Genomic DNA, 26,163 nt, shown 5'->3' on the forward strand with positions numbered 1-26,163 from the left:
GCAAAAGAAAGGCTGAAGCATGTTAGATGGCGGCTTTGGGCGCAAAGCTGCCCCGTATCAATGCCCGACATCTCGTTACGTCAACTTTGCTGCAAAGGCGTGAAACCCAGCCCAAAGTCCTCTAACGCTCGACTTAGATACCCAATCTCGCGGTTTGTATACCTTGTAAGACCCAAAAGATCCCCCTCTTACGCCTGTTACAATTCGTAAGAATTGAGAAAACATCAGGCAAAACTTGACGCTGATCTTGCTCATGCTCCTAATCGGGGCATTGGCGTCCGGGCACCATCCCGGACCCGCCATTTCCGGCCTCGGGGAGGGGTCGGATGGGGAGGAGAGAGAGATTGGCTCAGACGCAGTCGGGCGCGGACGGGATGGCCTCCCTTCCGGCGCTGCTACATCGCAATGCGACACAGTTCGGGAATGCCCCGGCCTATCGGGAAAAAGAATTCGGCATCTGGCAATGCTGGACCTGGGCGGAAACCGCTGCCGAGGTTCGCGCGCTGGCGCTTGGATTTCTGGAGATCGGCGTTGAAAAGGGTGACCATATTGCCGTGATCGGTCGCAACCGACCGGCGCATTACTGGTCGATGGTGGCCGCGCAGATGGTGGGGGCGGTCCCGGTGCCGCTGTATCAGGACTCGGTGGCCGAAGAGATGGCCTATGTGCTGGAGCATTGCGGCGCGAAATACGTCGTCTGCGGCGATCAGGAGCAGGTCGACAAGGTCATCGAGATTCAGGAAAACCTGCATCAGGTCAAACACATCTTCTATACCGACAAGCGCGGGATGCGGAAATACGACCACTCCCAGATGAACGCGCTGGAAGACATCATGGCCGAGGGAAACGCAGGCCATCAGCGGTTCGATGCGGAACTGGACAAGCGGACTGCTGCGATCACCTATGACGATACCTGCGTGATGCTTTACACCTCGGGCACCACGGGCAAGCCCAAGGGTGTGGTGCTTTCGAACCGCAACGTGATCGAAAGCGCCAAGAATTCGGCCGAGTTCGATCACCTGACCCGGAATGAGGACATCCTGTCCTACCTGCCGATGGCCTGGGTCGGTGATTTCATCTTTTCCATCGGTCAGGCTTATTGGTGCGGTTTCTGCGTGAACTGCCCCGAAAGCGCCGACACGATGATGACCGATCTGCGCGAGATCGGGCCAACCTATTTCTTTGCCCCGCCGCGGGTGTTCGAAACCCAGCTGACCAACGTGATGATCCGGATGGAGGACGCGGGCAAGCTGAAGCAGCGCATGTTCCACCACTTCATGGCGCACGCCAAGAAGGTTGGAGGGCTGCTGCTGGACGGTAAGCCGGTGGGTTTCGGCGACCGGCTGAAATACGCGCTGGGCAATCTGCTGGTCTATGGCCCGCTCAAGGATACTCTGGGCTATGGCCGGTTCCGCGTGGGATATACGGCCGGTGAGGCGATCGGGCCGGAGATTTTCGATTTCTACCGCTCGCTGGGTATAAACCTGAAACAGCTTTACGGCCAAACCGAAGCCACCGTGTTTATCACCGTTCAGCCTGATGGTGAGGTGCGCGCGGATACGGTTGGTGTACCAGCCCCGGCGGTCGAGCTGAAAATCGACGACAACGGCGAGATTCACTATCGCTCGCCCGGCGTGTTCGTCGAGTATTACAACAACCCGGATTCGACCGCTTCGACCAAGGATGCCGAGGGCTGGGTGGCCACCGGGGACGCAGGATTCATCGAAGAGAACTCGGGCCATCTGCGGATCATCGACCGGGCCAAGGACGTGGGCAAGATGGCCGATGGGTCGATGTTTGCGCCGAAATATGTTGAGAACAAGCTGAAGTTCTATCCCGATATCCTTGAGGTCGTGCTGTTCGGAAACGGCCGGGATCATTGTGTCGCCTTCATTAATATCGACCTGACCGCAGTCGGCAACTGGGCGGAACGCAACAACGTGGCCTATGCGTCTTATCAGGAACTGGCGGGCCATCCCCGTGTGTTAGAGACGATTCGCGGCCATGTGGAAGAGGTGAACAAGTCCGTGGCGGCGGATGAAATGCTGTCAGGTTGCCAGGTGCATCGCTTTGTTGTGCTGCATAAGGAACTGGACGCCGATGATGGTGAGATGACCCGTACGCGGAAAGTGCGGCGTGGTTTCGTCGAGGAGAAGTTCAGCGACATCATCGCGGCGCTGTATGACGGGTCCAAAACCGTCTCGACCACGACCGAAGTGACCTATGAGGACGGCCGCAAGGGGTCGATCTCGGCGACGCTGGAGATTGTGGACGCGCCGGTGGTGCCGGTGGCGCAGCACAAGGTGGCTGCGGAATGAGGACCGGTCGTGCGCCGCTCGACCTTCGGTCGTCGCCCCGCCCGCCGTCCCGTTTTTGCAAAAGTCAGGGAGTGACTGATGCTGGATAGTACCGAAGGATATGTCACCGAGGACGGTCGCAAGATCGGCGGCGTGGTGATGGAGATGAAAAACATCACCCTGCGCTTTGGCGGTGTGGTGGCGATCAAGGATATCTCGTTCGACATTCGCGAGGGCGAAATCCGCGCCATCATCGGACCGAACGGGGCGGGCAAGTCCTCGATGCTGAACGTGATCTCGGGATTTTATGTGCCGCAGGAGGGCGAGGTTTGGTTCCACGGCGCCAAGCGCCCGCCGATGCGGCCTTATGAGGTGGCACGGCAGGGCATTGCACGGACGTTCCAGAATATCGCCCTGTTCGAAGGCATGAGCGTTTTGGACAACGTCATGACCGGGCGGCTGAACTACATGAAGACCAACATGTTCCAGCAGGCCTGGTGGAAAGGCAAAGCCGAGGCGGAAGAGGTTGAGAACCGCGAGGCCGTTGAGAAGATCATCGACTTTCTGGAAATCCAGCACATCCGCAAGACGCCCGTTTCCCGCTTGCCGTACGGTTTGAAAAAACGGGTCGAGTTGGCGCGCGCGCTGGCGGCCGAGCCCAAGCTGCTGCTGCTGGATGAGCCGATGGCCGGTATGAATGTCGAAGAGAAAGAGGACATGAGCCGCTTTATCCTAGATGTGAATGACGAGTTCGGCACCACCATCGCCCTGATCGAGCATGATATGGGCGTGGTGATGGACCTGAGCGACCGGGTGGTCGTGATGGATTACGGCAAGAAGATCGGCGACGGCACACCGGACGAGGTGCGCAGCAATCAGGACGTCATCGACGCCTATCTGGGGGTCAGCCATGACTAAGCATCGGACAGACATGAGGAGCGGCGCAGATGCCTGAACAACTCGTATTCGCGATGGAGGTCATCCTCAACGGTCTGATGGCCGGGGTGCTGTATGCGCTGGTCGCGCTGGGCTTTGTGCTGATCTACAAAGCCTCCGGGATTTTCAATTATGCCCAAGGGGTTATGGCCCTGTTCGCGGCGATGACGCTGGTCGGGATCATGAGCGGCCAGGTTCCGTTTGCGCATATCATCAACGCGACCTTTGGAACGCATGTGCACAAGTTTGGCTGGACTGTTCCGGCACTGCTGGCAATCATCCTGACCATGGGTGTCATGGTGCTGCTGGCCTGGGCGGTGCAGCGGTTCGTCATGCGCCATCTGGTCGGGCAGGAGCCGATCATCCTGTTCATGGCCACCATTGGTCTGGCCTATTTCCTTGAAGGCGTGGCCGACCTGATGTGGGGATCCGAGATCAAGACGCTGGATGTGGGCCTGCCGCAGGGCATCAACCTGTGGATTGATGAGGCGACCTTCAACATCTTTGGCTATGGGTTCTTCATCGACAATCTGGACATTGTGGCGACGGTGATTGCGGCGCTGCTGGTGGCGGCACTGGTCGTGTTCAGCCAATACACCAAACAGGGCCGGGCGATGCGCGCGGTGGCCGATGACCACCAGGCGGCACTGTCGGTTGGGATCTCGCTGAACTTCATCTGGATCATGGTCTGGTCGGTTGCGGGTTTCGTGGCGCTGGTCGCGGGTATCATGTGGGGCACCAAGTCGGGCGTGCAGTTCTCGCTGTCGCTGATTGCGCTCAAGGCGCTGCCGGTGCTGATGCTGGGCGGGTTCACCTCGATCCCCGGCGCCATCGTGGGCGGGCTGATCATCGGTGTCGGTGAGAAACTGTTCGAATTTGCCATCGGCCCGCTGGTCGGCGGCGCGACCGAGAACTGGTTTGCCTATGTTCTGGCGCTGATTTTCCTGGTGTTCCGTCCGCAAGGACTCTTCGGCGAGAAAATCATCGAGAGGGTGTAAGGCATGACCAAACTCATCGCCATCATCAACGTGGTCGCATGGGCCGGGTTCTGGGCCTTTGGGTACATCGCCCTCACATCGGAAGACTTGACGAACGGTCAGCTGACCATCGCCGCGATCCTGGCCTTTGTCGGGCTGATCATGGGTGTGCTGGCCTATCTGAAACTGGTGCGCGCCTCCGAGGCGAGTGGATTTGCCAAAGGCTCCAACCAACTGGACGCCGAGGCCCGCAACAAAGCGCAGGAAGAATGGGGAAAGTAAGACATGTTCTATCGTGAGGCCGGGGATTTCAAAACCTCGTACATTGATGACAGCCAGACCTTCCCGATCAAGTTCGACCGGTATCGGTACTATGTCGTGCTGGCGGTGGCGTTCGGGATCATTCCGTTCCTGATCAACGACTATCTGGCCAACGCGCTGTTGCTGCCGTTCCTGATTTACGCGATTGCGGCGATCGGGCTGAACATTCTGGTGGGCTATTGCGGGCAGGTCAGCCTGGGCACCGGGGGGTTCATGGCCGTGGGGGCCTATGCCTGCTACAAGCTGATGACCGCTTTCCCGGATGTCAGCATGTTCATCCACGTCATCCTTGCCGGAGGGATCACGGCCATCGTCGGCGTGCTGTTCGGCCTGCCGAGCCTTCGGATCAAGGGGTTTTACCTGGCGGTGGCGACGCTGGCGGCGCAGTTCTTCCTGGTGTGGCTGTTCAACCGGGTGCCGTGGTTCTACAACTATTCGGCGTCGGGTCAGATCAATGCGCCGGAACGCGATGTGTTCGGCATCATCATCACCGGGCCGAACGCACCTGCCTGGGCCACATACCTGTTCTGCCTGATCTTCCTGACCATCTGCGCCCTGATCGCACGCAACCTGACGCGCGGCACCACCGGGCGCACCTGGATGGCAATCCGCGACATGGATATCGCGGCCGAGATCATCGGGGTGAACCCGCTGCGGGCGAAACTGACCGCCTTTGCCGTCAGCTCGTTCTTTGTAGGTATCGCGGGCGCGCTATTCTTTGCGGTTTATCTGGGCGCGGTTGAGGTCGGCGAGGCCTTCGGCATCCAGAAATCGTTCCTGGTTCTGTTCATGATCATTATCGGCGGGTTGGGCTCGATTTTCGGCTCGTTCGCGGGGGCGGCCTTTCTGGTGCTGCTGCCGGTGGTGCTGAAAGTGGTCGGCGCTGACTGGCTGGGCTGGCCCACGGATATCGTGGCGCATCTGCAGCTGGTGATCGTTGGCGGGCTGATCATCCTGTTCCTGATCCTTGAACCGCATGGCCTGGCGCAGCTGTGGCGCGTGGCGAAAGAGAAACTCAGACTCTGGCCGTTCCCGCACTAAGGGGCAGGCCCAATCAGATAACGGGTGCAAAAGCCCGACCCCAACATCGGACCAACCAAGGGAGGAGACACCCGATGAAATTGAAACTGGCAACCGCGGCGCTTGGCGCCCTGATGGCCGCAGGGCCGGCTCTGGCGGATCTTGTGATCCCCGATCTGAGCTATCGCACCGGACCTTACGCAGCTGGCGGCATTCCGTTCTCGGACGGGTATAACGACTATTTCACCCTGCTGAACGAACGCGATGGTGGCATTGGCGGCGTTCCGATCCGCGTGGTCGAGTGCGAAACCGGCTATAACACCGAAAAAGGCGTTGAGTGCTATGAATCCACCAAAGGCGAAGGCGCGTTGGTGTATCAGCCGCTGTCCACCGGCATCACCTATCAGCTGATCCCGAAAGTGACCGCGGACAACATTCCGCTGCACACGATGGGCTATGGTCGGACCTCGGCCAAGAACGGTACCGTGTTCAGCCACGTGTTCAACTACCCGGCCAACTATTGGGACGGGGCCTCGGGTGCGATCAACTATCTGCTCGAGGAAAACGGCGGCGATCTGAGCGGCAAGAAAATCGCGCTGATCTATCACAACTCGGCCTATGGCAAGGAACCGATCCGCACGCTGGAAGAACTGTCCAAGAAACATGGCTTTGAACTGGCGGCCCTGCCGGTCGATCACCCGGGTCAGGAGCAGAAGTCGCAATGGCTGCAAATCCGCCGCGACCGTCCCGACTATGTCCTGATGTGGGGCTGGGGCGTGATGAACCAGGTGGCCGTACAAGAAGCCGCGAACATCCGCTTCCCGATGGAAAACTTCATCGGCATCTGGTGGTCGGGCTCGGAAAACGACGTTGTGCCCGCCGGTGAGGCCGCGAATGGCTATAAGGCGCTGACCTTCCACAACGTGGGCACCGACTTCCCGGTTTTCGACGATCTGAAGACACACGTAGTTGATGCGGGCAAAGCCGCAGGCGCGGGTGATCAGGTCGGTACGGTTCTGTATAACCGTGGCCTCTATGCGGCCGTACTTGCCGCCGAAGCGATCAAGAAGGCGCAAGAGCTTTCGGGCAATGCCGACATCACCCCCGCCGAAATGCGCGAAGGCATGGAAGCGCTTGAAATGACCGAGGCGAAGATGACCGAACTGGGTCTGCCGAACTTTGGTCCGACCTTCTCGGTCTCATGTGAGAACCATGGTGGTGACGCTCTGGTGGGTGTGACCCAATGGGACGCGGCGAACAAGACCTGGACGATGATCTCGGACTTCAAGCCGACCGATGGTGAAGTGATCGGCGCGCTGATCGACGAAGATTCCGGAGCCTATGCCTCGGAGAACAACATCGACTCGCGCTGCAACTAAGGCGCTTTGATACACCGGGGCGGCGGTGAACTGCCGCCCCGAACCCCACACTCGCACAAGGACACGCGCAGATGCTGGATGCGGCTCAAACCACCGAAGTTCAGGCGGAAACCCTGCTTGAGGTGAATAATATCGAGGTGATCTACAACCACGTCATCCTGGTTCTGAAGGGTGTCAGCCTGACCGTGCCCAAAGGGGGCATTACCGCTCTGCTCGGCGGGAACGGCGCGGGCAAGACAACAACGCTCAAGGCGATATCGAACCTGCTGCAATCGGAACGCGGCGAGGTCACCAAAGGTTCGATCACCTATCGTGGGTCCAATGTCCACGAAAGCGATCCGGCCGATCTGGTGGAAAAGGGCGTCATCCAGGTGATGGAGGGCCGCCATTGTTTCGAACACCTGACGGTCGAGGAAAACCTGCTGACCGGCGCCTATACCCGCAAGGATGGCAATGCGGCGATCCAACAGGACCTTGAGCTGGTCTATACCTATTTCCCCCGCCTCAAGGAACGCCGCCGGTCGCAGGCGGGCTATACCTCGGGTGGTGAGCAGCAGATGGTGGCGATGGGCCGGGCGCTGATGTCGCGCCCCGAGACGATCCTGCTGGACGAGCCCTCGATGGGTCTGGCGCCGCAGCTGGTCGAAGAGATTTTTGGCATCGTGAAGGATCTGAACGAGAAAGAGGGCGTGTCCTTCCTGCTGGCTGAACAGAACACAAACGTGGCGCTGCGGTTTGCCCATTACGGGTACATTCTGGAATCGGGCCGCGTTGTGATGGACGGCCCGGCGGCCGATCTGCGCGAGAATCCGGACGTGAAGGAATTCTATCTGGGCATGTCGGATGAGGGGCGCAAAAGCTTCCGCGACGTACGCTCATATCGCCGTCGCAAGAGGTGGCTGTAAGCGGATGGAGGATATGGTCATGACGAATTATTACGACGCGCTCGAGACCCGTTCAGCCGACCAACGTGCCTCCGATCAGGCGCAGGCCTTGCGCGTACAGCTTCAGCGGGCCTTGTCCGCGCCGGGATTCGAAGCGCATCTGGCCGAGGCCGACACCGATGCCGTCGCCTCGGTTGCGGATCTGGTAAAACTGCCGGTTTTGCGCAAATCCGATCTGGCGCAGGCGCAGGCGTCTCGGCCACCATTCGGTGGCTTCACGGTCAAACCTGCGCGGCATTTCCACCACGTGTTCCAATCCCCCGGCCCGATTTACGAACCTGGCAGCACCGATCCCGATTGGTGGCGCATGGGGCGGTTCCTTCATGCAGCGGGCGTAGGGCCGGGCGATATCGTGCAGAACTGTTTTGGCTACCACCTGACACCTGCAGGCATGATCTTTGAAAGCGGCGCACGGGCCGTAGGGGCCGCCGTGCTGCCCGCTGGCACCGGCCAGACCGAGCTGCAAGTGACCGCCGCGCGCGATGTGGGCTGTACTGCCTATGCCGGGACCCCGGATTATCTGAAGGTCATTCTGGACAAGGCGGATGAGATGGGTGTGGCGCTGGGCTTCAACGCAGCTGTTGTCGGCGGCGGCGCGCTGTTTCCGTCCTTGCGTCAGGAATATGCCGACCGCGGTATTTCCTGCCTGCAATGCTATGCCACTGCCGATCTGGGCAATATCGCCTATGAAAGCCCCGCAATGGAGGGGATGATCATCGACGAACATGTCATCGTCGAGATCGTCACCCCCGGCACCGGCACCCCCGTGGCCGAGGGTGAAGTGGGTGAGGTCGTGGTGACCTCGTTGAATCCCGATTATCCGCTGATCCGGTTCGCCACTGGTGATCTGTCGGCGATCATGCCGGGGCAATCCCCCTGTGGCCGCACAAATCTGCGGATCAGGGGTTGGATGGGCCGCGCCGATCAGACCACCAAGATCAAGGGCATGTTCGTGCGCCCCGAACAGGTGGCCGCGCTGGTCGACAAGCATGAAGAGATCGTCAAGGCCCGCGTCATCGCCGCCCGCCAGGGAGAGATGGACACCATGACCGTTCAGATCGAAAGTCCCCGCAGCGACGACGTGGCCTATGCGAAATCGGTGGTCGAGGTGCTGAAACTGAAAGGCGCGATCGAGGTCGTGGCCCCCGGATCGCTGCCCAAGGACGGTTTGGTGATCGAGGATCAGCGGGTTTATGAGTGACCATGAAAAACAAGTCTGCGGCAGTATGTGCCGCAGAATTGTTTCGTCGCCCACTGGTGTTTCTTAGCGTTTTGGTCAATTAAAGGCGGAACCTGCGCCTTAGCCTGTCAAAACCGGAAACATGGCCGAAATCGAATTTTCAGAACACGGAACGCGTCGTCAGGGCGTGTTTGGCACCCGGCTGGTTGGCACGGTGGCCTGTCTGGTGGCGGCCGCGTGCCTGTTGCCGATGGTGGCGGTTGTTCTGGCGGCGGTGACGGGCGGGACGGACACGATCTCGCACCTGCTCGACACGGTTTTGCCGCGCTATGCGCTGACGACGGTTATTCTGGTGGTTCTGGTGGCGATTGGCACCTTTTCCATCGGGGTGGGCGCAGCGTGGCTGGTGACGATGTCCCGCTTTCCCGGCGTGCGTTTTCTGGAAATCGCGCTGGTTCTGCCGCTGGCCTTCCCGGCCTATGTTCTGGCCTATGCCTATACGTTCATTCTGGACCATCCCGGCATCGTCCAGACAACCCTGCGCGACGTAACCGGCTGGGGGCCGCGCGACTACTGGTTCCCCGAGATCCGCTCGACCGAGGGTGCGGCGGTGATGCTGATCCTCGTGCTGTACCCCTATGTCTATCTGCTGGCGCGAGCGGCGTTCCTGCAGCAGAGCGCGACGGCCTTTCTGGCCGCCCGTGCGCTGGGCAAAAGCCCGTGGCTGGCCTTTTGGCACGTGTCGCTGCCGATGGCGCGACCGGCCATTGCGGGCGGTGTCCTGTTGGCGATCATGGAAACCATCGCCGATTTCGGCACTGTGGCCTATTTCGGGGTGCAGACTTTTGCCACCGGTATCTACACCAGCTGGTTCTCGATCGGAGACCGCGCCGCCGCCGCGCAACTGGCCCTGTGCCTGCTGGGGTTTGCGCTGGTCATGGCGATGACCGAGCGGATACAGCGCGGTAAGGCGAAATATTATCAGGCGGGTAAAAGCCACGCGTCCTTGCCTTCGGCGCAATTGAAAGGCTGGCAATCCGTGGCAGCCTTTACGCTGTGCGCCGTACCGGTGTTTCTGGGCTTTTTGCTGCCGGTCTTCATCCTGATCCAGATGGGCCTGCAGTCGGAACAGAACCTGCTGTCGCGGCGCTATGTCGGGTTTATCCAGAACTCACTGACCCTGGCAGGCACAGCGGCGGTCGTCACCGTGTTCGCGGCGATCTGCGTGGGGTTCTTTCAACGCCTGCGGCCGGGCCGGAAATCGGCCACTGCGGGTTATCTGGCGCGGTTGGGATATGCGGTGCCGGGTGGGGTAATCGCGGTCGGCCTGATGGTGCCATTTGCCAGCTTTGACAACGCGCTGGATGCGTGGATGCGACAAACCTTCGATATCTCGACCGGGCTCCTGGTGACGGGGTCGATCTGGTTGCTGATCGCGGCGTATATGGTGCGTTTTCTGGCCGCCGCGCTCAGCGCTTATGAAGGCGGGCAGAGCACCGTTCACGCCAATATGGACGCGGCCGCGCGGTCTCTGGGCCAAACACCTTTGGGCACGCTGCGCCGGGTGCATCTGCCGATCCTGACACCATCGTTGCTGACGGCGCTGCTGATCGTCTTTGTCGACGTGATGAAAGAGCTTCCCGCAACCCTGATCATGCGCCCGTTCAACTTTGATACGTTGGCGGTGCAGGCCTACAGGCTGGCCTCGGATGAGCGGCTCGAGGGCGCCGCCGTGCCCTCTCTGGTCATCCTTGCAGTGGGGCTGTTGCCGGTGATTCTGATCTGCCGTCAGGTCGGGCGGCGCTAGGTCACGATCGACCAAAAAACCACACCTTGTCGTGCTCGGGCTTGATTCAAACGCATTTTCCGGCAAGGCTGAGGGTATGAACATGCAGCCTCCCAGCCGGTTTTCTGCTAACTCGGCACAGATGCCCGTCGCGTTTAACCGGCACGAGATGTCCCATATCCTGTCCGTCTATGGCCGGATGGTCGCTGCCGGAGAAATGCGCGATTACGGTATTTCCAACCTGCGGGACATGGCGGTGTTCTCCATCTTTAGACGCACCGCCGAGCATCCGATCTACCGGGTCGAGAAGCACCCGCGCCTGCGGCAAAGGCAGGGGATGTATTCGGTGGTCGGTTTGGATGGCCGCATTCTGAAGCGCGGCCATGACCTGCGCACTGTTCTGCGGGTGCTGGAGCGCAAGCTGATCCGCTCGGTTGACCTTGATTAGAGCCTTTTGTGGGATGTAACAGGCCCGTCGCCCTGTTCCAGAATGCGCGCGATTGCCTGATCCATCGGCTCGAATGTCACATCCATGTGGTAGGCATTGGCGTGCAGCAGCATGTTGTCGTCATAGACCCAGGCGACATGGCCTTTCCAGAACAGCAGATCACCGTGTTTCGGTTCGGCGCCTGCGGGCAGGGCCTCACCCAGTTCCCGTTCCTGATCTCCGCTGTCGCCCGGGCAGGGGATGCCGCAAGCCAATAGCCCGGCCTGCACCAGACCCGAACAATCCAGCCCGAACCGGCTGTTTCCGCCCCACAGATAGGGCGTACCCAGAAACAGCTCGGCCACCGCGACCGGGTCGGTCAGATGGGTGGCGTTAAGCTTGGCGTGCACAGTGGGGATAAAACCCAGTTCGGTTTCCAGAAACCGGTTCTGTTCCGACAGAACCTGAACCCGGCTGCCGAAACTCAGCGAGACCTGATCGGGGCTTTTCATATCCGGCTCTGCATAGGCATGGGTCGCGGGGGCGGTGATCCAGTGGGTGTCTTCGACCCAAGCGCCTAACTGATCCGAGGCGACCCAGCCTGTGTAGCTGTCCTTTTCCGCGGTCACATGGCTCCAGCCACCTTGGGTATCCGTTACGGTGACCGTGTCACCGAACAACAACTGCCGGTCCCGGGCGCCATCGGGGTGGCGCAGCAGGTTGACCACGGGGTTTATGATGCGTTGTTTGGTCATAGGTCCAGAATCTCGGGCAGGGCGGTCAGCAGTGCGCGCGGACCTTGTCCGAGGCCGCCCTTGCTGCGGCCCGGCGCTTTGCTGGCTTGCCAGGAATAGATGTCGAAATGCATGTAGCGGCTTTCGCCCACAAACCGGCGCAGAAACAGTGCGGCGGTGATCGATCCCGCAAACCCGCCCGAAGGCGCATTGTCCAGATCGGCAATGCCCGGTTCGATCATCGCCTCGTAGGGTTCGTGGAACGGCATCCGCCAGACCGGATCGGCGGCCTGTTGCCCGGCCCGCGCCAGGGCAACGGCAGCGCTGTCGTCGTCGGTGTAAAACGGAGCGAGATCGCCGCCAACGGCCACCCGCGCCGCGCCGGTCAGCGTAGCCATCGAGATTACCAGATCGGGGGCGCCCTCATCCGCCAGCGTCAGCGCATCGGCCAGCACCAGCCGCCCTTCGGCATCGGTGTTGTTGATCTCGACCGTCAGCCCCTTGCGCGAGGTCAGGATGTCACCGGGGCGGAACGCGTTTCCGGCGACCGAGTTCTCAACCGCCGGGATCAGCACACGCAGCTGTAACGGCAGTTTCAGCGCCATGATCATCCGCGCCAGACCCAGCACGTTGGCAGACCCGCCCATGTCCTTCTTCATCAAGGCCATCGAGTTGCCGGGTTTCAGGTTCAGCCCCCCCGTATCGAAACACACGCCTTTGCCGACCAAAGTCAGTTTGGGGCCGAAACTGCCCCAATTCACCTCGATCAGGCGGGGGTCCTGCGCGGCGGCGCGGCCAACAGCGTGGATCATCGGAAAGTTTTGTTCCAACAAGGCCTGCCCTGTGATCACGTCGCAGGAAGCGCCGAATTCCTGCGCCAACGCCTCGGCGGCGGCCTGCAGCTGATCGGGGCCCATATCTGAAGTGGGCGTGTTGACCAGATCACGGGTCAGGGCTTCGGCCTGTGCCAGAACCTCAATCCGCGCCGCGTCCACCCCTGCAGGGGCAACCAGACGCGCTTTGGCCCCGGATTGCGCAGCATAGCGATCAAACGCGTAACCGGTCAGCAGCCAGCCCAGACATTCGGTTTCCAGCGCGTCCTCAGGCACGCCGGATGCGATGTGAAAGGTGCCTTTGGGCAAGGCTTCGGCTGCGGCGGCCAGCGGAAACCGTTTGCGTCCGCGGCCTGCGGCCTTGCCGTAACCCGCAACCGCGAATTCCGGTGCGCCGTCCGGCCCCGGGATCAGGGCAACCTGTCCTAGCGCGGCGGTAAAGCCGCTGGCCTGCACCCAGGTCGACACGTGATCGGGCTGGTCCGCCAGCCAATCGTCCAGATCGGGTTGCGCGATGACATGCAGCGGCAGCGAGGGGTCAGAGGGCGAAGCAAAGGACAGAGTCATGGAAATCTCGGTTGGTTCGATTTGCGCCCAGCCTAGCCGCCCACGGCCCGTCCGCAAGCCCCGTCAGACGGAAAGATCCTGCTGATCCCAGATCACGGTCAGCGATTTTTCTCCGACCCGGATCAGCCGCGACAGGGTGGCGCCGGTGGCCACTGCATCGCCGGTGTCCACGGTCTGCGCCACATCCCCTGCCACCCGCGCAAGTGCGACCATGCCGATCTGATCCGCAATTGCCACCAGTGATCGCGCACATTTGCGCAGCCCCGCCCAGTCGCGCTGCCGCCAGAAGCGTTCGCAGTTTGACAGGCGTACGGCCAGCTCCTCGACCGTGCGGCACAGCACGTCCAGCGCGTTCTTGTCGCCCAGTTGCCGGTACAGCCCGCTCAGCTGCTCCAGGTCCAGCCGGACGGTTTCCTTGTGTTCAAGCGTGAGTATCTTATCCACCACATTCACCCCAATTCTTTACGCCCCCACGGCATAGACGGACTTTGACTGTGAATTCCTTTGCAAAACCTTGCATCCGCGCAGGATAATTGCTCGAATTTTCCGCGAATTCAGGGTAGAGCAGCTCTCAGCAACACGAAGATGGACAGAAGAATGGACTTAGCGAAACCTCTGCCGGGCTATCTGGTCAAACGGTATCACGGCTGGAAGGCCACCACTTATTCCGAAAATCAGGTCTGGTATCGCCGCCTGGCGACCGAGGGGCAGCGCCCGCGTGCGATGGTGATTTCCTGTTGTGACAGCCGTGTGCATGTGACGTCGATGTTCGGGGCGGATCAGGGCGATTTCTTCATCCATCGCAACATCGCCAACCTGGTGCCCCCTTTCGCGCCCGACGGTGATCACCACGGCACCAGTGCGGCCATCGAATACGCCGTGACCGCGTTGAAGGTGGCGCATCTGATCGTGCTGGGTCATTCGCAATGCGGTGGGGTACAGGGCTGTATTGACATGTGCAAAGGTCAGGCCCCGCAACTGGAAGCCAAAGACAGCTTTGTCGGACGCTGGATGGATATTCTGAAGCCGAAATACGAGCTGGTGGCCGATATAGAAGACAGCGTCGATCAGGCGCGACAGTTCGAACGGCAGGCGGTTGTCGCCTCGCTCGAGAACTTGATGACCTTCCCGTTTGTGTCCTCGGCGGTGCAGGACGGCTCGCTCAGCCTGCATGGGCTGTGGACCGATATCGGCGAGGGTGGGCTGCAGTGCTACGACCCGCAGGAAAAGAAATTCGTGGTCGTCTGACCCGTCGGAATAGTCCGTAGATTTGAAAGGCGCGGGATCAGGTCTCTGATTCCGCGCTATTTTTTGCTATAGTCGCCTTATCCGGGTTTGGATCGGGGACGTATAATGCAAGTCATCAAACGCATTCTTCTGGCTCTGCTTGTGCTTGTATTGCTGCTGATCGGGGTATCGTACCTGTTGCCCGGACGGGCCGAAGTGTCGCGCAGCATTGTCATCGACGCCCCGCCCGCTGCCATCTTTCCCTATGTTAATTCGATGCAGGAGACCGAGAAATGGTCGCCCTGGCTGGAACGCGATCCCGCGACACAGCTGACGTATAGCGGCCCCGAGGCCGGGGTGGGCAACGCCCTGAACTGGAGTTCGGAGCACCAGCAGGTCGGGACCGGATCGCAGGAGATCATCGAAAGCGTTCCCGATCAGACGGTCAGAACGGCGCTGGATTTTGGGTCGATGGGCACCGCCACGGCGTCGTTTGATCTGGTGCCCGAAGGTGACCGGACGCAGGTGACCTGGGGATTCGTCACCGATCTGGGGCTGAATCCGATGGCGCGATGGATGGGATTGATGATGGATGAATGGGTGGGCGGCGACTACGAACGGGGTCTGTCCAATTTGAAAGTGCTGGTCGAAACGCAGCGTTAGCGGACTCCGCCCCTCGGTAAGTCGCCACGCTGGAATAAAAATTCTTCAAAGGCGCCAAGAAAGATGGCCAGATTGCATCTTTTTTAACTTTTTTATTGCCGAAACCGGTTTCGGAGCAAACAAATGAAAAAAATGGCTACGAATCCTTCATATCCTTCGCTCGCGTCAGCGAATCGCACCTCAGCCTCTGGCCGGGTCAAGCTGGATGAACTGGCGGCGCATCTGGGCCTGTCGAAAAGCACGGTGTCGCGGGCGCTGAACGGCTATCCCGATATTTCCGAAGTGACGCGGAACCGAGTCGAGGTCGCTGCCCGCAAGCTGGGCTATCGGCCACTGAGCCACGCACAGGCGATCCGGACCGGGCAGGTGCGCGCCATTGCGATGGTTTTGAACAGCGAAGAGCCTGATCAACACAACCCGTTCCTGCAGGACTTTCTGGCCGGGGCCTGCGAGGCCGCCAGCAGTCTCGACTGGACGATGACCATATCCACCGCGACCTCGGAACGCGACACGCTGAAAGTGCTCAGCCGTCTGTTCGAGGAGCGCAAGGCGGACGGATTCATCCTGCCGCGAACGATGGTCAAGGATGCGCGTGTCGGGCTTTTGCGCAATCTCGAGGTGCCGCATATCCTTTATGGTCGCACCGGGTACGGGCAGCCAAACACGTGGGAGGAGACCTCGTGGTTCGATATTGCGGGCGAAACCGCCATGCGCAAGGCCGTGCTGCGGCTGGCCGGGTTCGGACATACGCGCATCGGCTATGTCGGCAGTGATCCCAAGTTCAACTACAGCCACCTGCGCCGCGATGGCTACACCGAAGGTTTGCTTCAGGCGGGTCTGCCGCGTGATCCCGATCTGATCCGCGAAGGCGCCCGGACGCGGGAGGACGGCGCTGCGCAGGCGATGGCGCTGATGCAGCTGGATCAGCCGCCGACCGCAATTGTTTTTGCCACCGATCTGGCCGCATTGGGGTTCTGTGCAGCTGCGCAGGATCTGGGGCTCGAGATTGGCCGGGACGTCTCGGTCATCGGCTATGACGGCATTCCGGAATGCCGCTATGCGCGCCCCGCGCTGACCACGTTTGCCGTCGATTCCCGCATGGCCGGGCACCGGCTGGCAACCTTGCTGATCCGTCAGATCCGGGGCGAAGACCCTGCCACCCTGCGCGAGCTGACCGAGGCGTCTCTGGTCGAAGGGGAATCGGACGGGCCGCCATTTCTGAAACCGACGGACCTGGCGAAGAAACACACACAACTTAACAAAGAATAACCGGGAGGAGACCACTCATGAAACTGACACCAAAAGCCGCAAGGCTGATGCTTGGATCGTCGCTGGCACTGGCGCTGACCGCACTGTCGGTGCAGGCTGACACGATCCGGTTCTGGACCACCGAGGAACAACCCGAACGTTTGGCCAAACAGCAGGAGATGGCCGATCAGTTCAAGGCTGAAACCGGCACCACGGTCGAGGTGATCCCTGTCACCGAAAGCGATCTGGGCACCCGCGCCACTGCCGCCTTTGCCGCGGGTGACCTTCCGGATGTGGTATATCACACACTGCAATACGCGCTGCCCTGGGCCGAGGCCGGCATTCTGGACACCGAAGCCGCCACCGAAGTGATCGAGGAATTGGGTGCCGACACCTTTGCCCCCGGCGCGCTGGCGATGGCCGCGTTCAACGGTGAAACCGCGTCCGTGCCGGTGGATGGCTGGACCCAGATGGTGGTTTATCGCAAGGACCTGTTCGACGAGGCCGGTCTGGACGCGCCCGACAGCTTTGACGATATCCAAGCTGCGCTTGAGGCCCTGCATAACCCGCCCGAGATGTACGGCTTTGTCTCGGCCACCAAGGTCGACGAAAACTTCATGAGCCAGGTGCTGGAGCATGTCTTCCTCGCCAATGGCGTCTCGCCGGTAGGCCCCGACGGGTTCCAACCGCTGAACGAAGCCAAAACCATCGAGGTTCTGGATTTCTACAAGGCGATCTCCAAAGCGTCGCCTCCGGGTGAACTGTACTGGAAGCAATCGCGCGAGCTGTATTTCGACGGCAAGGCCGCGATGATCATCTGGTCGCCGTTCATTCTGGACGAACTGGCCGGTCTGCGTGACAGCGCCCCGCCCACCATCACCGACGACCCGACCTCGCGCGATCTGGCGGGCAAAACCGGCATCGTCACCAAACTGTCCGGCCCGTCGAACCCCGATGGCGCGGCCTGGGGTGATGTGCGTTACTTCGGTATCACCAACGATGCCGATACCGACGCGGCGATGGAGTTCGTGAAATACGCCATGGATCAGGGCTATACCCAGACGCTGTCCATCGCGCCTGAGGGTAAGTTTCCGGTCCGTCGCGGCAATGCCGACAACCCGACGGCCTTCTCGGAAGCCTGGGCAGAGCTGCCCGTGGGCGTGGACCGCAAAGCCCCGCTGGGTGAGCTTTATGAACAGGCGATGATCGACGAGATCGTCGGCGGACTGGACGTGGCTCAGCGTTGGGGCGTGGCCGAGGGGCAGCTGTCGCTGGCCTCGAAGATGATCAACTCTCAGGCCATCAACCGGATCGTGCGTCAGTATATCGATGACGAGATTGACGCCACCGCCGCTGTTGCGGCCATGAACGAAGAGCTGGCCAAGGTTCAGTAACAAACCGGCACCTGCGGCGGCGTCCGCGCCGCTGCGCACAACCCTTCGAGGTATCCCATGTCTTCGGCCACCCCACCGACCGGAACCGGGGCGTTAGCCAAACGCGAGGCGCGTCTGGCCTGGACGCTGCTTGCTCCGACCATCATCAGTGTGTCGCTGGTTGTGATCCTGCCCCTGCTGGCGATCATCTGGATCAGCTTCAAGCCCTTCACCCTGTCCGACCTGCGCCCGCCCGCACCGATCGTGCGTGAAAGCCTGCGCGGATCGGGCGACGATCTGCGGATCGAATACCGACTGCGCAACTCCAGTCAGGAGTTCGCCATCGACGGCGTGACCCTGAGTGATGTGCTGCCCGACGGTGTGATCGCCGGAGAGGTCGCCGCGCCCTGCATTCTGGACGGGCAGGACCTGTTCTGCGATTTCGGCGCGCTGGAGGGCGGCCAGCGAGAGCGTATCCGCATTCCGGTCGAATTCGATGGCGATCCGGACGCGTTCGAAGAACTGGTCGAAGCGTCTGAACCCCGCGTGACCGGCAGCGGCCCGAGTGTCCTGACAAATTTCGAATTCAGCCTGGAAAACTTTGCCCGCGTGTTTGACGGGGACGAGTTCTGGGGCGTGCTTGGGGTCACCCTGTTCTATACCGTGTTCGGCACTATCGGCGCACTGGTCATGGGCTTGTTTGCCGCGCTGCTGCTGAACAAAAGCTTCAAGGGGCAGGGCTTCATCCGCGGCCTTTACCTGTTCCCCTATGTGGCCCCCGTCATCGCCGTCGCCTTCACCTGGGTCACGCTGTTCGATCCCTTTTCTGGTTCGGCCAATGCGCTGCTGGTGCAGATGGGGCTGAGCAGTGAGCCGATCAATTTCTTCGGGGAACGCCCCTTAGCCCTGATCATGGTCACTGTGTTCGAAATCTGGCGCTATTTCCCACTGTCCTTCCTGTTCATCCTGGCACGGATGCAGTCCATCGACTCCAGCATGTATGAGGCGGCGGATATGGATGGCGCCTCGCCGTTCCAGAAATTCTGGCTGCTGAGCATCCCGCAGCTGCTGGGCATCCTGTCGGTGCTGTTCCTGCTGCGCTTTATCTGGACGTTCAACAAGTTCGACGACATTTTCTTGCTGACCGGCGGTAATGCGGGCACCCGCACGCTGACCGTGAATGTCTATGAGCAGGCCTTTGCGGTCTCGAATATCGGGGCCGGCGCGGCGGTGGCCGTCGTGATCCTGATGTGCCTGATCGCCTTCAGCTTTGTCTTCTTCCGTTTCATCAGCCGCGAGGAGGGCCTGTGATGCGCAAAGGGTATATCACCGGCCCGGTATTGGGCGCGCTGTGGATGGTGGTGATCGCCACCACCATCGCGGTCACCATGTCTTTCGCCACAGGTGCTGCGTTTCGCCCGCAGGTTCTGCTGAGCCTGATCTGGGGCGCAGTGGCCGGGCTGGTCTATGTTCGCTTTCCCGCCCGCCATGCCCCGGCGCGTCTGGGCGTTGCGGCTTTGCTGGGCCTGTCCTGCCTGACCGGCTTTGGCCCGGTTCTGATCGGATCGGAAACGACGCTGCTGGCGCTGCTGGTGACGGTGATCTCGGTGGCCGTGGTGATGCATGTGTCACTGGCCGCGATTCTCAAGGAACTGCCGTTTGCGGAACTGACTCGCCACGAATACGAAGACGCGGTGATCCGGTTCTGCACCGGCTTTGGCTATATCTTCTTCACCGCCATCGTCATCATCCCCTTCTATGTGATGGTGATGACCAGCCTGAAATCGCAGCAGGCGCTGTTGCAGAACCCGCTGGATTTTTCGGTTGATCTGAGCCAGGGCATGGCTTTGTTCCGCAGCTATACCGAGCTGTTCCGCGATTTCAATTTCGGCAGCTACCTGTTGACATCCTTCTACGTCTCGGTCCTGACCGTGTTCATCACGTTGCTGTTCAGCGTGCCGGGTGCCTATGCGGTGGCGCGATTCCGGTTTCAGGGGCAAAAAGCGTTCTCGCGCTCGATCCTGCTGATCTACATGGTACCGATGATCGTGCTGGCGTTGCCGATCTATATCGCGTTTTCGCTGACAGGCCTGCGCAACTCGATCCTTGGCATCGTCATGATTTACCCGGTCACGACGATCCCGGTCGCGCTTTACATGCTGCAAGGCTATTTCCGCGGCCTGCCGACCGAGGTGGAAGAGGCCGGTCTGATGGACGGACTGTCGCGTCTGGCGGTGATCTGGAAGATCACCCTGCCGCTCAGCCTGCCGGCGCTGGCGTCGGTGTCGCTCTATGTCTTCATGATTGCTTGGAATGAATTCCTGCTGGCCTTCATGCTGCTGGACGACCCGTCGAAATTCACTCTGACCCGAGGTGTTACCATGCTGAACTCCTCGGAAATCCCCCGCCAACACCTGATGGCCGGTGCGGTGATTGCCACCGTTCCGATCATGGCCCTGTTTCTGGGGCTTGAACGTTTCATGACCAAAGGCCTGACGGCAGGTTCGGTCAAAGGATGACAGACATGAACTACTATACGACGCCGAGTGAATCGGCCCGCAACATCCTGATCGCAAACGATCGGGGCGGCTATACGATCCCGACCAGCGGCCTTTACCCCTATCAGTGGAACTGGGACAGCGCGGTTGCGGCGCTGGGCTTTGCCGAGTTTGATATCGACCGCGCCTGGGTCGAGCTTGAGACGTTGTTTTCGGGCCAGTGGGCGGACGGCATGGTGCCCCATATCCTGTTCCACAAGCCCGATCCGGGGTATTTCCCCGGGCCGGACGTCTGGGGCGGCTCCGGGCCGATTGCGTCCTCGGGTGTGACCCAACCGCCGCTGGCCGCCACCATGGCGCGGCGGGTTTGGGAGAAGGATCGCGCGGTGGGTGAAGTACGCCTTCGCGCTCTGTTCCCGGCCATGCTGGCCTGGCACCGCTGGTTCATGAAATGGCGTCTGGACGAACACGGTGCGGTCTGCACAACCCATCCATGGGAGGCCGGACGCGACAATGCGCCGGACTGGGATGGCGCGATGGCGGGGATCGATGCCTCGGACGTCGGTGAATATCAGCGCCGCGATACCAGCCATGTGAACAGCGCCGACCGGCCCACCAAATACGACTATGACCGCTATATCAAACTGGTGCAGATCGGGCGTGAGGTTGGCTGGGATCAGCAGAAACTGCTGGCGCTCAACCCGTTCCGCGTCGCTGATCCGACCATGAGTTTCACCACCCTGCGCGCCGCCCGCGATCTGCTTGCCATCAGCGAGGAACTCGGGATCGAGGCCGAGGGCCTCAGCACCGATGTGGTCCGGCTTGAGGCCGGTGCAAAGTCGCTGTGGAACGAGGCGCTGGGCGCGTTTGACGCCCGCGATGCGCATACGGGTGAATGGGCCGAAAGCGTCTCTAACGCGAGCTATTTGTGCTGGTATGGGGGGATTGACTCCCCGCAGATGTTGGACCGGATCAAGACCGTTCTGACCACCGTGCCGCACCCGATCCCCAGCTATGACCCAAACATGCCCAAGTTCGATGAACGTCGCTATTGGCGCGGGCCGACCTGGGCCTTCATGAACATGCTGGCGGGGTTCGGACTAGCGGAAATGGGCCACGGTGTCGAAGCCGAAGCCCTGCGCCTGAAAACCGCCCGCCTGATCGCGGGCCACGGCTTTGCCGAATATTACGACCCGATCACCGGCAGTCCGGCCGGGGGCAACGCATTCACTTGGACAGCCGCCGTCTGGCTGCATTGGGCAGGGAGGAACTGATGGGCAGCATCGAGCTCAAATCCGTCGAGAAATGGTTCGGCGAAGTGCAGGTGATCAAAGGCATCGACCTGCAGATCGAAGAGGGTGAGTTTGTCGTCTTCGTCGGCCCCTCGGGCTGTGGCAAATCCACCTTGTTGCGGATGATCGGCGGGCTCGAGGATATCTCGCGCGGGTCGCTCCTGATCAACGGGGACGACGTCACCGATCACCCACCGTCCAAACGCGGGCTGACCATGGTGTTCCAGTCCTATGCGCTCTATCCCCACCTGACCGTGGCCGAGAATATGGGCTTTTCGCTGAAGGTGGCAGGTGTTCCCAAGGCCGAGATAGCCGAGCGTGTGGGCAAGGCCGCCGAGGTGCTCAAGCTGGAACCTTATCTGGAACGTCGCCCCAAGGACTTGTCCGGTGGACAGCGCCAGCGCGTGGCGATCGGGCGGTCGATCGTGCGCGACCCCACCGCATTTCTGTTCGATGAACCTCTGTCCAACCTCGACGCCGCTTTGCGGGTCGAGATGCGGTACGAGATTGCCAAGCTGCACCAGAGCCTCAACCGCACTATGATCTACGTGACCCATGATCAGGTCGAAGCGATGACATTGGCCGACCGCATCGTCGTGCTGGAGTTCGGCAAAATCGCGCAGGTCGGTACACCGCGTGAGCTATACGAGCGCCCCGCCAACCTGTTCGTGGCGCAGTTCATCGGCAGCCCGAAGATGAACGTGTTGCCCTGCACCGTCTCCGGAGACCAGTTCCAGTTGGAAAACGGCGGCAGCGGACCGTTCGACCGCACCGGCACGGCCACGATGCTGGGTATCCGTCCGGAACATATCAGCGTGGTCGAACCGGGCGCGGGCCACAGCGACGGCATGGTCGAGGTGGTCGAATACCTGGGTGCCGATATGTTCGTCATTGTCGATTGCGGCACCGAGGAGAAAGTCACCGTCCGCCTTGGCGGCGATACCGAGATCAAGGCTGGTGCCAAGATCGGCCTGCATTTCGCGCCGGAGAAGCTTCAGTTTTTTGATGAGGAGGGGCAGGCGCTGTAGGCGATCGGGGCAGGGACCGTGGGTCATACGGGCCAGAATGGGCCCCATCAGACAGGGCATTTCTGCAATATCCCGGAAGCTCAAGCTTGTAGAGGGACCATCGGCGCAACAGTACGTGGCGTTTCGAAACACATGCCCATTTCCCGGGAGTAACGGTCAAAAGCCGGTCCGAGGTCCGAATTGGAAAGTGGCGTCCCCGAGATCGACCACTACCAACCTTTTGCTTGCATCTTAGCCAGGCACTTGGACCACATTGATGACGTCAACTTTGCGGTACTCAACCGCCAGAACCAGCCCTTCAAGCAATAGGACCAGAATCAGGAACAGCGCCACGATAGCCGAACCTTCAGCGACGCGTATCAAAGTCAGTTTGGCGTTTTCATTTCTGGTCAAAAGGTAAAAACTGCCGAACACAATGAAATTCCACAACTAAGTTCGGTCAGTAGGTCAGAGTATTCTGGCAAAACTATGGTGCTGAAGTAACCGTGGATGCCCGGTTGAAGCAAATTCGCATTCTTAGGTTTGCGAGATACAACTGGCCAAAAAAACCCGCTGGTGGCGCAGCGGGGTTTCTCTTTGACCTAAAGTTGAACTCAGCCTTTTTTCAGAACCTCACGGTGTAGCAGTTCGGCAATCTTGATTGCGTTCAGTGCAGCTCCATTCCTTCGGGCCAACTGAGTTTGGTATCCAATTGAATCGTCTCCGATTGACCCGGCGCCAGCTCCAGTTCCCACGCCAGAATGCCGCGCCGGTTGTCTACGTTTTCTTCGCTTGGCTTCGGCTGGGCGGTCCAGGTGATCTCAAGATCGTCCTGTTCGGAAAAAGGCACACGGTCCAAAATGCGGAGCGGCCACGTTTCGCCTGTCAGATTCTCAATCTTGATCTGTGCGCGTTCCTGACTTTGATTGGAGCGCGAGATCAGGCCAACATCGCCCCGGCTACGCCCTAGGATGTTGCGCGTGACGGTCAGGGCGTAAAGCGGGCCAAATCCCATCTCAACCTCTGCCTTTGGGCCAATGCTTGCAGTGCTGTCAGTCGCCACCAGCACCCCGTCGACCCGCCATCTGGCAAAGTTGGCGGACAGCAACATCTGGTCATACGGATTGGTGAAACGTGCCGTGCGATACGCCGTTTCATCGTGAAGTGGGTTGGCCAGCGCAAACAGCTCTACTGATTGGGCCATGTCGTCTAGGGCGAACTCGGCGATTGCTGGCCCGCTGGTGATCGAGATCGGTTCGGGCAAAGTGTAGGTAATGCCGGTGCCCTGAACGGATGCGGGATCGGGTGCAAAGCGGGCAACTTCCTCTACTACCACTGGGGCTTCGAAAACCGGTTCCTCAAGATTTGCAACGTATTCGCTGATTGACCTGCGCTGGGGAAAGATATGCGATGCGCTGTTTTGCCCAGTGGGTTGCAGGGTCGAAACGCTCAGCCTGACGTCTTGCCAGTTCTCACCGGTTTCCTGTGACACCAGAACACTTCGGTCGATTCGAATTTCCGGTGCGTCACCGGTGATCAGGTTGAAATCGTATCCGGGTTGCCATTCGGCGCTGTAAAAATCGATATAAGACAGGGAAATCGCACCCTCGGACGCCGCTTCGGCAATGACGTCCACGGCGATGAACAGTCGCTCGTCTGTTTCTGGCAGCAAGGCAGCCAGATCGATGCGTGCTGCATCCAGTTGGGTTTCCAGTTCGATCAGATTCTCTTCGATTTTGCGGGCTTCGATTTCGGCGGTTTGCGCGGTGTTTTCGGCGTTCAGAGATTCCTCACCGACCATTTGCGCAATGCCGCGCAGGTTTTCGGCATCTGATCCGGCCAGACCCTCGTTCCTGCCCAGATTGGACAGGAATGCGATTTTGTGACGGGCCGCCTCGGCCCTGAGCCGCGCCGTTTCGGCTCTGTCCTCTACCGCCGTGATCTGGCTTTCGATATCGGTCACGCGATCCTCGGCCTGTTTGACCTCATCGCTGACGTAGTCATGCCAGGGCACATCGTCCCCGCGAACAATAAGCGCGGATCGGCTGAGCCCATCGGCCTGAACCTGCATCGTTGCCAATTGGGTATCCGGGTCGCTGGCGGGAACGCCCAACAAGACAAGTCGATGTGTTCCTGCGGGGATCGAGTAAGTTCCTGTTCGAAGAACTTCGACGCCTTGCGGGTATACTGTCACTTCGCTGACTTTGGTGTCGATTGTGAAGGTTTCGGCAGACAGCAACGTCGGCGCAAGCGCCAACAAGTAAAACAGGTTTTTCATAAGTGCTCGCAGAGAAAAGGTTCCGGCTACCCGCAAAGGTTGCAGGCGCTTCATTTCACTACAAGAAAAAGAAAAAGGGCCACCCGAATTTGGTGGCCCTTGTGGCATTTCAGTTGGAAGGGGTTCAGCCCTTTTTCAGAACCTCACGGCCCAGCAGTTCAGCGATCTGCACTGCGTTCAAGGCGGCACCCTTGCGCAGGTTGTCCGAGACGCACCACAGGTTGATGCCGTTTTCAACGGTCGAGTCCTGACGGATGCGGCTGATGAACGTGGCGAAATCGCCCGCGCATTCGATGGGCGAGACGTAGCCGCCAGGTTCGCGCTTGTCGATTACCATAATGCCCGGTGCCTCGCGCAGGATGTCGCGGGCTTCGTCTTCGTCCAGGAATTCCTCGAACTCGATATTCACGGCCTCGGAATGGCCGACGAAGACCGGAACGCGGACGCAGGTTGCGGTGACCTTGATCGACGGATCGATGATCTTCTTGGTCTCGACAACCATCTTCCACTCTTCCTTGGTCGAGCCGTCTTCCATGAAGACGTCGATCTGCGGAATGACGTTGAAGGCGATCTGTTTCTGGAACTTGTTCGGCGGAACGTCCGTTGTGGGGTTGTAGACCGCTTTGGTCTGATCCCACAGTTCGTCCATGCCGTCTTTGCCAGCACCCGAAACCGACTGATAGGTCGACACGACAACGCGCTTGATCTTGGCGCGGTCGTGCAGCGGCTTCAGCGCGACAACCATCTGCGCGGTCGAGCAGTTGGGGTTGGCGATGATATTCTTGTTTTTGTAGTCGTGAATCGCCTGCGGGTTACATTCCGGTACGATCAGAGGAATCTCCGGGTCATAGCGATAGAGCGACGAGTTATCGATCACTACGCAACCGGCCTCGGCCGCCTTGGGGGCATAGACCTTGGTTGCGTCCGAGCCGATGGCGAACAGCGCCATGTCCCAGCCGGTGAAGTCGAAGGTGTCGATGTCCTGGGTAGTCAGTGTCTTGTCGCCAAAGCTAACTTCTGTGCCCAGCGAACGACGGCTTGCCAGAGCGGCAATTTCATCGACCGGGAACTGGCGTTCCGCCAGGATGTTCAGCATTTCGCGGCCCACGTTACCCGTGGCGCCGGCGACAACGACGCGATAGCCCATTTCATGTCTCCAAAGTTAAGGACGCGCGT

24 protein-coding genes are annotated in these 26,163 nt (G+C 60.2%); 18 read left to right on the top strand and 6 right to left on the bottom strand.

Translation table 11 applies throughout. The features are described 5' to 3' along the window. Positions 1–374 precede the first annotated feature (374 nt). The 10 genes from GOX88_RS17930 (at position 375) to GOX88_RS17975 (ending at position 11,288) form a co-directional block, all read left to right on the top strand. The gene (locus GOX88_RS17930; RefSeq protein ID WP_170405150.1) at positions 375–2,318 is read left to right on the top strand and encodes an AMP-binding protein; all 1,944 of its coding nucleotides are present in this window, start codon (positions 375–377) and stop codon (positions 2,316–2,318) included. 78 nt (positions 2,319–2,396) lie between these two features. Beyond that, the gene (locus GOX88_RS17935) at positions 2,397–3,215 is read left to right on the top strand and encodes an ABC transporter ATP-binding protein (protein WP_170326177.1); all 819 of its coding nucleotides are present in this window, start codon (positions 2,397–2,399) and stop codon (positions 3,213–3,215) included. A gap of 29 nt (positions 3,216–3,244) precedes the next feature. Then, positions 3,245–4,231 carry a branched-chain amino acid ABC transporter permease gene (locus GOX88_RS17940; RefSeq protein ID WP_170404932.1) on the top strand — a complete coding sequence of 329 codons (987 nt, stop codon included), beginning with the start codon at positions 3,245–3,247 and terminating at the stop codon, positions 4,229–4,231. 3 nt (positions 4,232–4,234) lie between these two features. Continuing rightward, a complete protein-coding gene (locus GOX88_RS17945; protein ID WP_170404936.1) occupies positions 4,235–4,492 on the top strand; it encodes a hypothetical protein in 258 nt (85 codons plus the stop codon). 3 nt (positions 4,493–4,495) lie between these two features. Continuing rightward, positions 4,496–5,572: a branched-chain amino acid ABC transporter permease gene (locus tag GOX88_RS17950; protein ID WP_170326181.1), complete on the top strand. Its 1,077-nt coding sequence runs from the start codon at positions 4,496–4,498 to the stop codon at positions 5,570–5,572. Positions 5,573–5,646: 74 nt separating this feature from the next. Next, the gene (locus GOX88_RS17955) at positions 5,647–6,930 is read left to right on the top strand and encodes an ABC transporter substrate-binding protein (RefSeq protein ID WP_170404939.1); all 1,284 of its coding nucleotides are present in this window, start codon (positions 5,647–5,649) and stop codon (positions 6,928–6,930) included. A gap of 71 nt (positions 6,931–7,001) precedes the next feature. Next, positions 7,002–7,835 carry an ABC transporter ATP-binding protein gene (locus GOX88_RS17960; protein ID WP_170404942.1) on the top strand — a complete coding sequence of 278 codons (834 nt, stop codon included), beginning with the start codon at positions 7,002–7,004 and terminating at the stop codon, positions 7,833–7,835. 19 nt (positions 7,836–7,854) lie between these two features. Further along, positions 7,855–9,075: a phenylacetate--CoA ligase family protein gene (locus GOX88_RS17965; protein ID WP_170404944.1), complete on the top strand. Its 1,221-nt coding sequence runs from the start codon at positions 7,855–7,857 to the stop codon at positions 9,073–9,075. A gap of 121 nt (positions 9,076–9,196) precedes the next feature. Beyond that, positions 9,197–10,861, top strand: coding sequence for an ABC transporter permease (locus GOX88_RS17970; protein WP_170404947.1), 1,665 nt, complete (start codon positions 9,197–9,199; stop codon positions 10,859–10,861). Between the two features lie 76 nt (positions 10,862–10,937). Next, positions 10,938–11,288 carry a DUF2794 domain-containing protein gene (locus GOX88_RS17975; RefSeq protein ID WP_170404950.1) on the top strand — a complete coding sequence of 117 codons (351 nt, stop codon included), beginning with the start codon at positions 10,938–10,940 and terminating at the stop codon, positions 11,286–11,288. Here GOX88_RS17975 and GOX88_RS17980 read toward each other — a convergent pair. The 3 genes from GOX88_RS17980 to GOX88_RS17990 form a co-directional block, all read right to left on the bottom strand. Continuing rightward, positions 11,285–12,022, bottom strand: coding sequence for a C40 family peptidase (locus tag GOX88_RS17980; RefSeq protein ID WP_170404952.1), 738 nt, complete (start codon positions 12,020–12,022; stop codon positions 11,285–11,287). The two genes, GOX88_RS17975 and GOX88_RS17980, sit on opposite strands and share 4 nt — an antisense overlap. Further along, positions 12,019–13,401 (bottom strand): leucyl aminopeptidase family protein, encoded by a 1,383-nt coding sequence (locus tag GOX88_RS17985; protein ID WP_170404955.1) that lies wholly within the window; start codon positions 13,399–13,401, stop codon positions 12,019–12,021. The genes GOX88_RS17980 and GOX88_RS17985 overlap by 4 nt, the downstream gene beginning before the upstream one ends. Before the next feature lie 63 nt (positions 13,402–13,464). Next, positions 13,465–13,854: a hypothetical protein gene (locus GOX88_RS17990; protein WP_170326189.1), complete on the bottom strand. Its 390-nt coding sequence runs from the start codon at positions 13,852–13,854 to the stop codon at positions 13,465–13,467. A gap of 144 nt (positions 13,855–13,998) precedes the next feature. On the opposite strand from GOX88_RS17990, the gene GOX88_RS17995 reads away from it, so the two are divergent. The 8 genes from GOX88_RS17995 (at position 13,999) to GOX88_RS18030 (ending at position 22,730) form a co-directional block, all read left to right on the top strand. After that, positions 13,999–14,649, top strand: a complete 651-nt coding sequence (locus tag GOX88_RS17995) for a carbonic anhydrase (RefSeq protein ID WP_170326190.1) — start codon at positions 13,999–14,001, stop codon at positions 14,647–14,649. A 105-nt stretch (positions 14,650–14,754) separates the two neighbouring features. Then, entirely contained in the window at positions 14,755–15,291 is a 537-nt protein-coding gene (locus tag GOX88_RS18000; protein ID WP_170404958.1) for an SRPBCC family protein, read from the top strand. A gap of 123 nt (positions 15,292–15,414) precedes the next feature. Further along, positions 15,415–16,560 (top strand): LacI family DNA-binding transcriptional regulator, encoded by a 1,146-nt coding sequence (locus GOX88_RS18005; RefSeq protein WP_217354255.1) that lies wholly within the window; start codon positions 15,415–15,417, stop codon positions 16,558–16,560. Positions 16,561–16,577: 17 nt separating this feature from the next. Continuing rightward, complete coding sequence (locus GOX88_RS18010) at positions 16,578–17,933, top strand: ABC transporter substrate-binding protein (protein WP_170404963.1); 1,356 nt, start codon at positions 16,578–16,580, stop codon at positions 17,931–17,933. Between the two features lie 57 nt (positions 17,934–17,990). Continuing rightward, positions 17,991–19,223, top strand: coding sequence for a carbohydrate ABC transporter permease (locus GOX88_RS18015; protein ID WP_170404966.1), 1,233 nt, complete (start codon positions 17,991–17,993; stop codon positions 19,221–19,223). Further along, complete coding sequence (locus GOX88_RS18020; protein ID WP_170404969.1) at positions 19,223–20,431, top strand: carbohydrate ABC transporter permease; 1,209 nt, start codon at positions 19,223–19,225, stop codon at positions 20,429–20,431. Before GOX88_RS18015 ends, GOX88_RS18020 begins: the two co-directional genes overlap by 1 nt. Before the next feature lie 5 nt (positions 20,432–20,436). Beyond that, the gene (locus GOX88_RS18025) at positions 20,437–21,684 is read left to right on the top strand and encodes an MGH1-like glycoside hydrolase domain-containing protein (RefSeq protein WP_367648084.1); all 1,248 of its coding nucleotides are present in this window, start codon (positions 20,437–20,439) and stop codon (positions 21,682–21,684) included. Further along, the gene (locus GOX88_RS18030; RefSeq protein ID WP_170404975.1) at positions 21,684–22,730 is read left to right on the top strand and encodes an ABC transporter ATP-binding protein; all 1,047 of its coding nucleotides are present in this window, start codon (positions 21,684–21,686) and stop codon (positions 22,728–22,730) included. Before GOX88_RS18025 ends, GOX88_RS18030 begins: the two co-directional genes overlap by 1 nt. Before the next feature lie 231 nt (positions 22,731–22,961). Here the strand turns inward: GOX88_RS18030 and GOX88_RS23310 are convergent, their stop codons facing one another. The 3 genes from GOX88_RS23310 to GOX88_RS18040 all read right to left on the bottom strand — a co-directional run bounded on the left by GOX88_RS23310 (position 22,962) and on the right by GOX88_RS18040 (position 26,134). Beyond that, a complete protein-coding gene (locus tag GOX88_RS23310; protein ID WP_170430685.1) occupies positions 22,962–23,144 on the bottom strand; it encodes a hypothetical protein in 183 nt (60 codons plus the stop codon). Positions 23,145–23,376: 232 nt separating this feature from the next. Continuing rightward, positions 23,377–24,987 (bottom strand): DUF4139 domain-containing protein, encoded by a 1,611-nt coding sequence (locus tag GOX88_RS18035; RefSeq protein ID WP_170404977.1) that lies wholly within the window; start codon positions 24,985–24,987, stop codon positions 23,377–23,379. A 124-nt stretch (positions 24,988–25,111) separates the two neighbouring features. After that, positions 25,112–26,134, bottom strand: coding sequence for an aspartate-semialdehyde dehydrogenase (locus GOX88_RS18040; protein WP_170404980.1), 1,023 nt, complete (start codon positions 26,132–26,134; stop codon positions 25,112–25,114). Between the last annotated feature and the right edge of the window lie 29 nt (positions 26,135–26,163).

Source organism: Ruegeria arenilitoris, from assembly GCF_013030985.1.
GTDB classification, from domain to species: Bacteria; Pseudomonadota; Alphaproteobacteria; order Rhodobacterales; family Rhodobacteraceae; genus Ruegeria; species Ruegeria arenilitoris_B.